Here is an 11844-nt window from a genome sequence, read left to right on the forward strand (position 1 = left end):
CCCCGCGCCTGGACTTGCGCGTCCCGGACCGGTAGAAGCGGTGGCATCGGCCATTTCTTCAACGACGGGGGGCGGGCGCAATCCCATGACGTTCCAACAGCGTTTGATCCTGCTGGTCACCGGTCTGGTGCTGCTGGCGGTTGCGGCGGTCACCACGACGATGGCCTGGACGACGCGCGCCGCCCTGACCGAACGGATCGAGACGGAGGCGCGGCTGGCCGCCGGCCTGCTCGCCCGCGGTGCTGCCCAGTCGCGCGACATCCCGCAGGAAGTCGACGCCCTGCTGTCGGAACGCCTGCTGTCGGAAGCGACGCTGACCGCGCATCTGGTGGCGCTGGCGGAAACGGCGAAGCTGGCGCCCCGCGCCATCAACGACCGGCTGAAGCAGATCGCCGAGGCCGGCGGTCCCGACGAAATGTGGATCACCGACAACCGCGGCCGCGCCTATCTGCACAACCTGTCCGGCCCCGATCCGCTGTTCGGCCAGGATGCCAAGGGCGGCCCGCGCCATGGCGCCTATGCCGGCCTGCTCAACCGCTCCCCGGCGTCGGTGGTCTCCGAACCGGCGATGGAGAACGGCAAGCTGATGAAGTTCGCCGGGGTGGCCGGCGTCGACAAGCCGCGCATCGTGCAGGTCGGCGCCGACCTGCGGCGGCTGGGCGACCTGCTGCGCAAATCGGGGGCCGACGGGCTGGTCGACGGGCTGATCGCCACCCGCGCGGTGGAGGCGGCGTGGCTGCTCGACCGCGACGGCCGGGTGCTGGCCCGCGGCGCGGTGGCGGCCGACGGCACGCCGCTGTCCGATGCCGACACCGCCGCGGCCAAGGCGGTGACGCCCGGCGGCGACGTGACCGTCCGCGTCTCGGGCAACAGCCTGCTGGCGCTGGCGCCGATCAAATATGCCGGCCCTGCTGCCGCCACTTCTTCATCCGGGGCCGGCGTCCCGGCGGTCGCCGCGGTGCGGGTGGCCTACAGCGAGCCGGGCGCGATGCTGAGCCGCCAGCTGAAGATCGGCGGGCTGGTCGGCATCTTCGTGCTGGCGCTGGGCGTCTATGCCTGCATGCGCTTCGCCCGCGACCAGATGGCCCCGGTGGAGCGGCTGGGCGAGGCGGTCAAGGCGGTGGAGGCCGGCCGCTTCAACCCCCTCACCCTGAACGAGGCCGCCGACCGTGACGACGAGTTCGGCCGCCTGTCCCGCGTCTTCCGCCGCATGGCGATGGAGGCGACGGCGCGCGAGGAGACCCTCGACGCCCAGCTGGTCATGCGCGGGGCGGAGCTTGAGACCAAGAGCGAGAAGCTGGCCGCCGCCGAACAGCTGATCGAGGAGGAGCAGCGCGCTGCCCGCGACGTGCAGTCCGGCCTGCTGCCGCGCCAGCTTCCGGTCGGCCGCGACAGCCAGTTCTACGGCATCCTGCTGCCCGGACACACCGTCAGCGGCGACTTCTACGACGTAGTCGAGCTGGACGAGCGGCACAGCCTGCTGGTCGCCGCCGGCGTGTCGGGCGGCGGCGTGCCCGCCGCCTTCCTGATGCTGATGGTGCGCGGCGCCATCCGCGAGGCCGCCCGTCCCGGCGTCGGCCCGGGCGCCATCCTGACCCATGCCAACGAGCGTCTGTGCGGCGAAAGCCCCTTCAACGGCTTCGCCACCGCCTTCGTCGCCATCTATGACCGCGTCACCGGCTCGCTGGTGCATGCCTCCGCCGGCCATCGCGGCGCCGCCCGCGTCGCGACGGACGGCGCGGTGCAATATCTTTCCGAAGCCGGCGGTCCGGCGCTCGGCGTGCGCCGCGGCGCCCCCTATGGCGAAGCGACGGCGGTGCTGACCCAGGACGACACGCTGTTCCTGTGCACCGACGGCGTGCTCCAGTCTGTCGACGGCCAGCGCGAGCCCTTCGGCGAGGCCCGCCTTGCCGCGGCGCTGGCCCACAGCCGCGGCATGTCCGTCCGCGACCGCACCGAGATGGTTCTGCGCACGGTGCAGGCGCATGTCGGCGCCAACGGGATTCTCGCCGGCGATCTGGTCTGCTTGGTCATGCGCCGCCTGCTGCCGGTGACCGAGACGGCCGAGGCGGTTTGAGAACCGGGGCAGTCTGAGGTGGGAGCGTCGGCCGGCCGACGCTCCCACCCGCCCCCTATTTCTTCCGCCGCGCGCCTTCCCGCGCCCGCGCCGCCGTTTCCCGCTCCAGCCTTTCGCGCAGGAAGGCCAGCACGGCGGCCTCCTCGCCGCTCAGCCCGGCCAGATCGTCGCGCAGCTCCGCTTCCACCTCCTGCTTGAGCGAGGCCAGCAGTCCGCCTTCCAGATAGGCGTCCAGCACCTCGGGGTGGACATAGCTCTTGCGGCAGACGCTGGGGGTGTTGCCCAGACGGGTGGCGACCTGTTCGATTGCGCGGGTGACGTTGCGCTTGGCGGCGCTGGCGCTGTCGAAGCTCTCGAATTCCCGCAATGCCATGGCGGCCAGCACGGTGCCGGCCCAGGTGCGGAAATCCTTGGCCGTGAAGTCGGCGCCGGTCGCCTCGCGCAGATAGGCGTTCACGTCGCCCGAGGTCACGGCGTGGCGCTGGCCGTCGCGGTCGAGATACTGGAACAGCTCGTCCCCCGGCACATCGCGGCAGGCTGCGACGACGCGGGCCAGCCGGCGGTCCTTCAAGGCGACGTTCCATTCCTTGCCCGACTTGCCCTTGAAGGAGAAGCGGACCTCCGTCCCCTCGATCTCGGCATGGTCGTCGCGCAGGGTGGTCAGGCCATAGCTGCGGTTCTCGCGGGCATAGGCTTCGTTGCCGACACGGATCAGCGTGGTTTCCAGCAGCCGCACCACCGCCGCCAGCACCTTCTCCCGTGGCAGGCCGCGCCGGCCGAGGTCGGCGTTCACCCGCTCGCGCAGCTTCGGCAGGGCGTGGCAGAACTCCACCATGCGGCCGAACTTGGTGCCCTCGCGCAGCTCGGTCCAGCGCTGGTGGTAGCGGTACTGCTTGCGCCCCTTGGCGTCGCGGCCGGTCGCCTGGAGATGGCCATCGGGATCGGGGCAAATCCAGACGTCCTTGTAGGCCGGCGGGATCGCCAGCTTCCTGATGCGCGCCAGCGTGTCCTCCTCCGTCACCGGGGTGCCGTCGGGCCACAGGAAGCGGAAGCCTTTGCCGTAGCGCCGCCGCCGGATGCCGGGCGTCTCGTCGGCGCTGTAGGTCAGCCCGGCGCAGGCGGCTTCCTGCTCGGGAGAGGGGCCGTCCTTATCGGATGCGGCATCGGATGCGGCGCCATCGGGCGGGGGGAGGGGGCTGTCCATAAGGCCAACAACGGCCGGAACGGGCGTTGGTTTCCGCTACCCCCTTCGGAGAGGGTTTCTTCGCAGTTGCAAAAACCGTAGTGTTGCGACGCAAGATCCCCAGTAGATCCCGACCCGATTCCGATTGGAGCGCCAGACCATGGACCGCAAGCCGGACGAGACGATTCTGACCGCCCATCTGCCGAACCTGGAAATCCAGATCCGGCACCGCGAAGCCGGGGAGGACGGGGCGGAGGTCATCGCCATCCAACTGCGCGCCACGCCGTCCTTCGACGCGGTCGCCGGCATGCTGGCACCCGCCATGATGAACCCGCTGCTGCTGGCCGGCCCCGCCTTCGGTGCGCGGAGCGGCCAGTGGACCGGGCAGGGCGGCGCCAACCCGATGGGGTCTGCCGCCGGGATGGCGGACCTGTGGCTGGCGCCGATGCGGCTGTGGGGCGAGATGGTGCGGCAGGCCTGGGCGCCCTGGCTCCAGGGTAGCCCGTGGGGCCAGGGCGGTTCCGCGCCGCGGCGCTGACGGCCTCCGTCGTCAGGTCCGGGAGCACCATGTGAAGAAGGTCTCGGTATCCCGGGACCCGGCGAGCGCCCGCAGATAGGCCGGCTTCCAGACATCCTTGAGGAAGCTGTCCATCCTGGTGGGTAGCGGGCTGCGGCTGCCATGGAAGCGCACCCGCCGGCTGTTCAGCGCGTCCAGGGTCAGGCTGTCGTCGAGCCAGCGGTCCGGCGTGCCGAACCGTTCGAGAAACTCGGCTTCGACCTCCGGCCGGTTCCGGTCGACGAAGCGATACTCCACCGGCCGGCCGATCTCCCGGGCGATGAGCGCCGCCACCTCGGGCATGGTGAGATCCTCCGACCCGACCTCGCGGACGACGCGGTGTCCACCCGTCGGGTTGGTCAGTTCCCTGGCGGCCAGACCGGCGATGTCCTGCGTCGCCACCCAGGGCAGCGCCACATCGGGGGCGAGCGACCAGCCGATCCGGTCATGATTTGCGACCGCATCGGTGAAGAACAGCATGTTCTCCATGAACCAGCCGGCCCGCAGATGCACGAGGTCGATGGCGTCGAGCTGGTTCAGCGTCCGGTCCAGATGGTGGAAGCTTTCGAAATGGCCCGTGCGGCCAGCGACCTCCGATCCGATGGCGGTCAGGCTCACGGCCAGCCTGACCGGAGAGCCGCGAAGCGCATCGACGAAGCGCTGGGCGACCGTCGGATAATGCCCGTGAATGTTGGTCCAGTCGGTCTTCACCATCAGGAACGCGGCATCGGCGTCCTGAAAGAAGTCGCCGAGATCTCCGGCGCCGGTGTCGAAGCTTCCCAGGAACGGCTCCGCGCCGGCCGCGACCAAGGCGTCGAGGGCCGGACCGCCTCTCGACAGGGCTTTTACCTGATGTCCGGCGCCCAGCAGGGTATGGGTGAGCGTGGCGCCGATCCTTCCGGTCGCGCCGACGACGGCAATTCGCATGGCAATCTCCAATGGCGGTCAGCTGTTCCGGGTCGCATCGGGAGGGTGGGCCGGCCGGCTTGGCGGCGGCGGGGTCCCGGTCCCTGGTCGGCGACCGCGCTGTCGTTCCCCAGTGATAGCGGATTGCCGTCCGCATGAATTTGGAGATAATGCCATATGATCTCCAAAGCGGGCCAATCGGCGGCCACATCGGCGGTGACGCCGCGTCCCTGCATCGACGACTTCGACTTCGACTGCGACTCCGACCGCTCGGACCGTCCGGCGGTCGCCCTGCATCTCGACTTCAGCGATTACGAGGCCGAAGTGCCGCAGCACAGTCACCGGCAGGGCCAGCTCATCCTGGCCTTGCACGGCGCGGTCACCTGCACGACGGCGAACGGCCTCTGGCTCGTCCCGCCGGATTGCGGGGTCTGGATTCCGGGCGGCGTCCCCCACAGCAATCAGGTCACGCCCAACGCCCGCCTGTCCTACCTGTTCGTCGAACCCGGCGCGGTGGAATTGCCGCTGGAATGCTGCACGCTGTCGGTTTCGCCGATGCTCCGCGAGATGGTCCTCCGCCTCGCCGGCGTGCCGGGCGGCTACTCTGAGGATGACCATACCGGCCGCCTCGTGCGGGTCCTGCTGGACGAGTTGGCGCTGATGCCGAGGGAGGGGTTGAGGCTGCCCGTGTCCGGCCACCCGAAGATCGCGATGATCGCCAGGGCGCTGACGGCGGATCCGGGCGACCGCCGCACGCTTGCCGGCTGGGCCGCGCATGTCGCCATGAGCGAGCGATCCCTGAAGCGGCTGATGGTCCAGGAAACCGGGCTGACCTTCGGCCAGTGGCGCCGCCAGCTCCATCTGGTCGTCGCACTGCGCGAACTCGCCGGCGGGGCGACGGTCCAGCGGGTGGCGGGCGACCTGGGCTACGAGTCCGTCACCGCCTTCATCGTGATGTTCAAGAAGGCGATGGGGACAACGCCGACAGGCTACTTCCGCACCGGCGCCGGCCGCGTCGACAATCCCGGCGGGGCGCATCCGGCTGCGGACCGGGCAAGCCGGGCAGCGTAGCCGAAGGCGAGCCGCCGCGTCAGGGCCACTTCACCTCGGGCGGCAGGCTCATCAGGATCGCCTCGGTGTTGCCGCCGGTCTTCAGGCCGAAGGTGGTGCCGCGGTCGTAGAGCAGGTTGAACTCGACATAGCGGCCGCGGCGGACCAGCTGGTGTTCGCGCTGTTCGGCGGTCCAGGGCCGGTTCATGTGCCGGCGGACGAGCGCGGCGTAGCTGTCGAGGAAAGCGGTGCCGACATCGCGGGTGAAGGCGAAATCCGCCTCCCAGTCGCCCGACTCGAGGTTGTCGAAGAAGATGCCGCCGACGCCGCGCGCCTCGCCCCGGTGCGGCAGGAAGAAATAGCGATCGCACCACTCCTTGTAGCGCGGATAATAGTCCGGGTCGTGCCGGTCGCAGGCGGCGCGCAGGCCGGCGTGGAAGTCGGCGGTGTCCCGCTCGTCCTCCATCATCGGCGTCAGGTCGGCGCCGCCGCCGAACCAGCCCTTGGTCGTCACGATGTGGCGGGTGTTCATGTGGGTCGCCGGGACCAGCGGCGAGCGCATGTGCGCCACCAGGCTGATGCCAGCCGCCCAGAACGCGCCGGTCTCGGCCGCACCGGGGATGTTGGCGCGGAATTCCGGGCTGAAGGTGCCGTGGACGGTCGAGATGTTGACCCCGACCTTCTCGAACACCCGGCCCTTCATCACCGACATGGTGCCGCCGCCGCCCTCGCCGCCGGCATGGTCGGGGCGGTTCCAGCTCTTGCGCTCGAACCGGCCGGGGGCCAAGTCGGCATGGGTGCCGGTCAGCTCGTCCTCCAGCGCTTCGAAGGCCGCGCAGATGCGGTCGCGCAGCTCCTTGAACCAGGCGGCGGCGCGGGCCTTGCGCTCTTCGACGGTGCTGGAGTCGGCAGTCGTTGCGGCTGTCATGGCGTATCCGGCTGTGCGGGAGCATCGGAGCGGAGCGCGGCAGACTGCCGCCCATCCAATGCGGCAGTCTGCCGCAAGGCCTCACCCAACACCATCGCCGCGCTGACCGCAACGTTCAAGGAGCGGGCGGGCGGCACCATCGGGATCACCAGCCGGGCGTCGGCGGCGTCATGCACCTCGTCGGGCACCCCGGCGCTCTCGCGGCCGACCAGCAGGCGGTCGCCGGGGGCGAAGCGGAAATCGGTGTAGGGGATCGCCGCCCGCGTGGTCAGCAGCACCAGCCGGCCGGCCTGCGGAGCCGCGCGGTACGCGGTCCACGAGCTGTGCCGGGTCCAGTCGAGATGGTCGAGATAGTCCATTCCGGCACGGCGCAACCGGCGGTCATCCAGCACGAAACCGCAGGGTTCGATCAGATCCAAAGCCACCCCCAGCCCGGCTGCGAGTCGCATCAGCGTTCCGGCGTTCTGCGGAATGTCGGGTTCGAACAGCACAAGGCGCAACGCGGGCCTTGCCTCGAAGTGTTTGTTTTGCATACAAATGTTCTTGCCCCTGTACACGCGACAAATTGTCTCCCGGCCAAGGACTTTTCAAGATGTCGACGCGACGGTATACCGCAGCGCAGAAGCTGGAGATACCCACTCCGGACCGATGCGGCATGCCTGAGGGTTTTTCCTTCGGCGGGCGGGCGTGCCGTGTCATGCATAAAAATGGTCCATCGGTCGTCCGGCGCGGGCAAAGGGCGTCGGGCATGCCTTGAGGAGAAACAGGCTTATGGCTCAGACCACGCATCCGCCCGGGACGGGTGGCCACGCGGCCTCCAGCGGCGAGGGGGGTTCCCGCCGCGATTTTCTGTATCTTGCCACCGGTGCGGTCGGTGTCGTCGGGGCGGCCTCGGCGGCCTGGCCCTTCATCGACAGCATGAACCCGGCGGCCGACACCCTGGCGCTTGCCTCCATCGACGTCGATCTGGCCCCCGTGGCCGAAGGTCAGGCGATCACGGTCACCTGGCGCGGAAAGCCTGTCTTTGTCCGCCACCGCACCGCCGAGGAGATCGAGTCCGCCAAGAAGGTCAATCTTGGCGATCTGCGCGATCCGGTTGCCGACGATGCCCGCGTGAAGAAGCCTGAATGGCTGATCGTCATCGGCATCTGCACGCATCTGGGCTGTGTGCCGCTCGGGCAGAAGGTCACCGATCCGCGCGGCGACTACGGCGGGTGGTTCTGCCCCTGCCACGGCTCGCACTACGACACCGCTGGGCGCATCCGCAAGGGCCCGGCCCCCGCCAACCTTGTCCTTCCGACGTACGCCTTCACCGGCGATACCAAGATCCGGCTCGGTTAACGCGGCCCAACGGTTCTGGAGACCCCCGAGATGGCTCAGGTTCAAGCCACCAAGTTCAAGAATCCGGTCGTGAACTGGATCGACAGCCGCCTGCCGATCTTCACGATGCTGGATCACGAGTACAACCACTACCCGATGCCGCGGAACGTCAACTATCTGTGGGCGTTCGGTGCGATTGCCGGCATCATGCTGATGATCATGATCGCCACGGGCCTGTTCCTGGCGATGCAGTACTCGTCCCACACCTCGCTGGCCTTCGATTCGGTCGAGCGCATCATGCGCGACGTCAATTACGGCTGGCTGATCCGCTACGTGCACGCCAACGGCGCGTCGATGTTCTTCATCGCCGTCTACATCCACATGTTCCGTGCGCTCTATTACGGCTCCTACAAGGCCCCGCGCGAGATCCTGTGGATCCTGGGCGTCATCATCTTCCTCGTCATGATGGGCACCGCCTTCATGGGCTACGTGCTGCCGTGGGGCCAGATGAGCTTCTGGGGCGCCACCGTCATCACGAACCTGTTCTCGGCCTTCCCCATCGTCGGCGACCCCATCGTCACGCTGCTGTGGGGCGGCTTCTCGGTCGACAACCCGACGCTGAACCGCTTCTTCGCGCTGCACTTCCTGCTGCCCTTCGTCCTGCTGGGTCTGGTGATCCTGCACACGGCGGCGCTGCATGTCTGCGGTTCGAACAACCCGCTCGGCATCGACCCGAAGGGCCCGCAGGACACCGTTCCGTTCAACCCGTACGTCACGCTCAAGGACGGCTTCGCGGTGGTGATCTTCCTGATCGTCTTCGCGGTGTTCGTGTTCTTCATGCCGAACTACATGGGCCATCCGGACAACTACATCCCGGCCAACCCGCTGGTGACCCCGGCGCACATCGTGCCGGAATGGTACTTCCTGCCCTTCTACGCCATGCTGCGCGCGATCCCGGACAAGCTGGGCGGCGTGCTGGCGATGTTCGGCTCGATCGCGCTGCTGGCCTTCCTGCCGTGGCTCGACCGCTCCAAGGTCCGCAGCTGCAAGTTCCGCCCGGTCTACCGCCAGTTCTTCTGGATCCTGGCCATCGACGCCCTGATCCTGGGCTATGCCGGTGCCATGCCTGCCGAGGGCTCCTGGCTGCTGATCGCGCGCATCGGCACCTTCTACTACTTCTTCCACTTCCTGGTCCTGCTGCCGGTGCTGGGCAAGCTGGAACGCACGCGTCCGCTTCCCAACAGCATCTCCGAGTCCATTCTGAAGGGCGGGGGCAGCATCGCCGCCGGCGCCCATGCCAAGCCGATGGAGAAGGCCTGATGCGCGCGTTGAAGACTGCAATCCTCTCGGCGGCGCTGGCTCTCGGCATCGCCGGGGCCGCGCAGGCCTCCGAAGGCGTGCACATCCCCAAGCAGACCTGGGCGCATGCCGGCATCTTCGGCACCATCGACAAGTCGGCGGCCCAGCGCGGCTTCCAGATCTACAAGGAAGTCTGCTCGGCCTGCCATTCCATGCGTCTGGTGCCGATCCGCACGCTGGCCGGCATCGGCTTCAAGGAAGACGAGCTGAAGGGCATCGCCGCCGGCTATGAGGTGCAGGCCGGTCCGAACGACGCGGGCGAGATGTTCATGCGTCCGGGTCTCCCGGCCGACCGTTTCCCGTCGCCGTTCGCCAACGACCAGGCGGCCCGCGCGTCGAACAACGGCGCCCTGCCGCCGGACCTGTCGCTGATGGCCAAGGCCCGCGTCGGCGGCGAGGATTACCTCTACGCCTTCCTGACCGGGTTCGAGGAGCCGCCGGCCGACGTCCATGTGATGCCCGGCATGAACTACAACAAGGTGTTCCCCGGCCATCAGGTCGGCATGCCGAACATCCTGCAGCCCGACGGCGTCACCTTCGCCGACGGCACCAAGGCGACGGTGGAGCAGCAGGCGCACGACGTGGCGACCTTCCTGACCTTCGTCGCGGAACCGCACCTCGATGCCCGCAAGCAGATGGGCGTCAAGGTCATCCTGTTCCTGCTGGTGCTGGCCGGCCTGATGTACGCCGCCAAGCGCAAGCTGTGGAGCACGCTGCACTGAGCCTGACGGTTCGGCTGAGGCAATTGGTATCTGGACAGGGCGCCCCTTAGGGCGCCCTGTTCTTGTTTGGGGGAGCGTGTCGTCGGGCGACGCAAGGCAAGGCGGAGAAGACAATGATGGACAGTCTGATCGACGAGATCGTCGATTTCTGGTTCGACGAGGCGATGAAGCCCTATTGGTTCCGCAGGTCGGCCAGCTTCGACCGTGCGGTGGCCGACACGCTGGGCCCGCATTACGAGGCGGCGGCCCGCGGCGACTACGATGACTGGATCGAGGATGTCGACGGCTGCATCGCGCTGTGCGTGCTGCTCGATCAGGTGCCGCGCAACATGTTCCGCGACGACCTGCGTGCCTTCGCCACCGACGCCAAGGCGCGGGGCGTGAGCGAGCATGCCGTCGCCAACGGCTTCGATCTGGAATGCAACGAGGACGAGCGGACCTTCCTCTATCTGCCCTTCGAGCATCACGAGGACATGGGCAGCCAGGAGCGCTCCGTCGCCCTGTTCACCGAACGGGTGGGCGACGAGACTACGATCCGCTATGCCGAACGCCACCGCGAGATCATCGGGCGCTTCGGCCGCTTTCCCCACCGCAACGCCCTTCTCGGCCGTGTGAGCACGCCGGAGGAGGAGGCGTTCCTCAAGGAACCCGACTCCTCCTTCTGAAGATGTGAGGTCAGGCCGGCAGCGACATCAAGCAGGTTGCGGCGCCAGCCAGCGCTCCAGCGCGCCCAGCAGGTCGGCGCGGCGGACCGGCTTGGTCAGATAGTCGTTCATCCCGGCCGCCAGACAGCGGATGCGGTCCTCGGGCTGGGCGTTGGCGGTGACGGCGATGATCGGGATGCGCGCCCGGTCGTCGCTCATCCGGCGGATGGTGGCGGTGGCGGTGGCCCCGTCCATGTCGGGCATCGCCACGTCCATGAGCACCGCCTCAGGCGGCACGGGCGCGTGGGCGACCGCCTCCACCGCCTCCGCCCCGCCATTGGCGGTCTCGACCGAGAAGCCGGCCTTGGCGAGCAGCCCGGCCACCACCATGCGGTTGGTGGCGCTGTCGTCCACCACCAGCAGCCGGCCGCCGCGCGACCGCGCCCAGTTCATCAGAAGCTCGCCGTCGGTGGTGCGGGAGGGCAGGGCCGCCGGCATGTCGAGCACCGCGCGCCGCGATCCGTCGGCCTCCTCGGTCACGCTCATCTGCGCGCCCAGGCCCGCCAGCAGCCGCCGCATGAAATCCTTGTTGAACCCGTCCTCGCACTTGGCCCCGCAGCTGGCCTCATAGCGGCCATGCAGTTCCGCCCGGAAGACGACCGAGTCTTCACCGCTGGGCAGCGCTGACAGCCGCAGGTCGAGCCGGCCCGGTGCTGCGGCGGCGATGGCGCTCGCGGCAAGTGCGTTGCACAGGCTGCTGACCGTTTCCGCATTGCCGATCAGGCGCGGCGGCGTGCCGGTCAGAACGCCGACATCCAGAGCGATTCCCCGCCCCTGCGCCAGGGCCGTGGTGGAAACCGCCAGCATGCGGGCCATCGCTTCCGGAGCGAACGCCGTCCCCCTGTGGTGGGGGGCGTGATGCAGAATGTCACCGTTCATGGCCCGCCATTGGCAAAATGCAAAGCAGCTTGCATCGATCGGGTCAGAAAAGGACCGAGGTCCGCGCTCCGGCCGATCTTGCGACCAATTCTCAGCAAGTTGCGGGCCAGCGGCGCATCATTTCGCGCGCCGCGCGCGGCAAACAGCGTTATCCTGTCGG

The 11844-nt window shown here is 68.6% G+C and carries 12 protein-coding genes; 7 read left to right on the top strand and 5 right to left on the bottom strand.

Annotated features, from left to right (window positions below; genetic code table 11):
- Window positions 1-85: 85 nt before the first annotated feature.
- Window positions 86-2077 carry a PP2C family protein-serine/threonine phosphatase gene (locus ABNQ40_RS10270; protein WP_109049597.1) on the top strand — a complete coding sequence of 664 codons (1992 nt, stop codon included), beginning with the start codon at window positions 86-88 and terminating at the stop codon, window positions 2075-2077.
- A 55-nt stretch (window positions 2078-2132) separates the two neighbouring features.
- On the opposite strand, the gene ABNQ40_RS10275 is transcribed toward ABNQ40_RS10270, so the two are convergent.
- The gene (locus ABNQ40_RS10275) at window positions 2133-3281 is read right to left on the bottom strand and encodes a DNA topoisomerase IB (RefSeq protein ID WP_109049598.1); all 1149 of its coding nucleotides are present in this window, start codon (window positions 3279-3281) and stop codon (window positions 2133-2135) included.
- 139 nt (window positions 3282-3420) lie between these two features.
- On the opposite strand from ABNQ40_RS10275, the gene ABNQ40_RS10280 reads away from it, so the two are divergent.
- A complete protein-coding gene (locus tag ABNQ40_RS10280) occupies window positions 3421-3798 on the top strand; it encodes a hypothetical protein (protein WP_109490901.1) in 378 nt (125 codons plus the stop codon).
- 12 nt (window positions 3799-3810) lie between these two features.
- Here the strand turns inward: ABNQ40_RS10280 and ABNQ40_RS10285 are convergent, their stop codons facing one another.
- Entirely contained in the window at window positions 3811-4743 is a 933-nt protein-coding gene (locus ABNQ40_RS10285) for an NmrA family NAD(P)-binding protein (protein ID WP_109490902.1), read from the bottom strand.
- 156 nt (window positions 4744-4899) lie between these two features.
- Between ABNQ40_RS10285 and ABNQ40_RS10290 the strand changes: the two genes are divergently transcribed.
- Window positions 4900-5793 carry a helix-turn-helix domain-containing protein gene (locus ABNQ40_RS10290; protein ID WP_109049599.1) on the top strand — a complete coding sequence of 298 codons (894 nt, stop codon included), beginning with the start codon at window positions 4900-4902 and terminating at the stop codon, window positions 5791-5793.
- 19 nt (window positions 5794-5812) lie between these two features.
- Here ABNQ40_RS10290 and hemF read toward each other — a convergent pair whose 3' ends face one another.
- Together hemF and ABNQ40_RS10300 are read right to left on the bottom strand one after the other, a co-directional pair.
- Window positions 5813-6700: an oxygen-dependent coproporphyrinogen oxidase gene (hemF, locus tag ABNQ40_RS10295; RefSeq protein WP_109049600.1), complete on the bottom strand. Its 888-nt coding sequence runs from the start codon at window positions 6698-6700 to the stop codon at window positions 5813-5815.
- Window positions 6697-7233, bottom strand: coding sequence for a tRNA (cytidine(34)-2'-O)-methyltransferase (locus ABNQ40_RS10300; RefSeq protein ID WP_391346405.1), 537 nt, complete (start codon window positions 7231-7233; stop codon window positions 6697-6699). Before ABNQ40_RS10300 ends, hemF begins: the two co-directional genes overlap by 4 nt.
- A gap of 238 nt (window positions 7234-7471) precedes the next feature.
- Here ABNQ40_RS10300 and petA point away from each other — a divergent pair, with 238 nt between their 5' ends.
- The 4 genes from petA to ABNQ40_RS10320 all read left to right on the top strand — a co-directional run bounded on the left by petA (window position 7472) and on the right by ABNQ40_RS10320 (window position 10766).
- Complete coding sequence (gene petA, locus ABNQ40_RS10305) at window positions 7472-8041, top strand: ubiquinol-cytochrome c reductase iron-sulfur subunit (RefSeq protein WP_109049602.1); 570 nt, start codon at window positions 7472-7474, stop codon at window positions 8039-8041.
- A gap of 30 nt (window positions 8042-8071) precedes the next feature.
- The gene (locus ABNQ40_RS10310; RefSeq protein WP_109049603.1) at window positions 8072-9340 is read left to right on the top strand and encodes a cytochrome b/b6; all 1269 of its coding nucleotides are present in this window, start codon (window positions 8072-8074) and stop codon (window positions 9338-9340) included.
- Complete coding sequence (locus ABNQ40_RS10315) at window positions 9340-10101, top strand: cytochrome c1 (RefSeq protein WP_109049604.1); 762 nt, start codon at window positions 9340-9342, stop codon at window positions 10099-10101. The genes ABNQ40_RS10310 and ABNQ40_RS10315 overlap by 1 nt, the downstream gene beginning before the upstream one ends.
- A gap of 113 nt (window positions 10102-10214) precedes the next feature.
- On the top strand, window positions 10215-10766 hold the full coding sequence (locus ABNQ40_RS10320; protein ID WP_109049605.1) for a DUF924 family protein: 552 nt from the start codon (window positions 10215-10217) through the stop codon (window positions 10764-10766).
- Window positions 10767-10793: 27 nt separating this feature from the next.
- Here ABNQ40_RS10320 and ABNQ40_RS10325 read toward each other — a convergent pair whose 3' ends face one another.
- Window positions 10794-11684 carry a response regulator gene (locus tag ABNQ40_RS10325; protein WP_109049606.1) on the bottom strand — a complete coding sequence of 297 codons (891 nt, stop codon included), beginning with the start codon at window positions 11682-11684 and terminating at the stop codon, window positions 10794-10796.
- Window positions 11685-11844 lie beyond the last annotated feature (160 nt).

This window comes from Azospirillum sp. A23 (assembly GCF_042938965.1).
In the GTDB taxonomy this organism is placed as follows: domain Bacteria; phylum Pseudomonadota; class Alphaproteobacteria; order Azospirillales; family Azospirillaceae; genus Azospirillum; species Azospirillum melinis.

Bases quoted from the DNA above. Each gene is read 5' to 3' on its own strand.
- ABNQ40_RS10275 (WP_109049598.1), bottom strand. From the start codon at position 3,281: ATGGACAGCCCCCTCCCCCCGCCCGATGGCGCCGCATCCGATGCCGCA.
- ABNQ40_RS10310 (WP_109049603.1), top strand. From the start codon at position 8,072: ATGGCTCAGGTTCAAGCCACCAAGTTCAAGAATCCGGTCGTGAACTGG.
- hemF (WP_109049600.1), bottom strand. From the start codon at position 6,700: ATGACAGCCGCAACGACTGCCGACTCCAGCACCGTCGAAGAGCGCAAG.
- ABNQ40_RS10285 (WP_109490902.1), bottom strand. From the start codon at position 4,743: ATGCGAATTGCCGTCGTCGGCGCGACCGGAAGGATCGGCGCCACGCTC.
- ABNQ40_RS10280 (WP_109490901.1), top strand. From the start codon at position 3,421: ATGGACCGCAAGCCGGACGAGACGATTCTGACCGCCCATCTGCCGAAC.
- petA (WP_109049602.1), top strand. From the start codon at position 7,472: ATGGCTCAGACCACGCATCCGCCCGGGACGGGTGGCCACGCGGCCTCC.
- ABNQ40_RS10315 (WP_109049604.1), top strand. From the start codon at position 9,340: ATGCGCGCGTTGAAGACTGCAATCCTCTCGGCGGCGCTGGCTCTCGGC.
- ABNQ40_RS10325 (WP_109049606.1), bottom strand. From the start codon at position 11,684: ATGAACGGTGACATTCTGCATCACGCCCCCCACCACAGGGGGACGGCG.
- ABNQ40_RS10320 (WP_109049605.1), top strand. From the start codon at position 10,215: ATGATGGACAGTCTGATCGACGAGATCGTCGATTTCTGGTTCGACGAG.
- ABNQ40_RS10290 (WP_109049599.1), top strand. From the start codon at position 4,900: ATGATCTCCAAAGCGGGCCAATCGGCGGCCACATCGGCGGTGACGCCG.
- ABNQ40_RS10270 (WP_109049597.1), top strand. From the start codon at position 86: ATGACGTTCCAACAGCGTTTGATCCTGCTGGTCACCGGTCTGGTGCTG.
- ABNQ40_RS10300 (WP_391346405.1), bottom strand. From the start codon at position 7,233: ATGCAAAACAAACACTTCGAGGCAAGGCCCGCGTTGCGCCTTGTGCTG.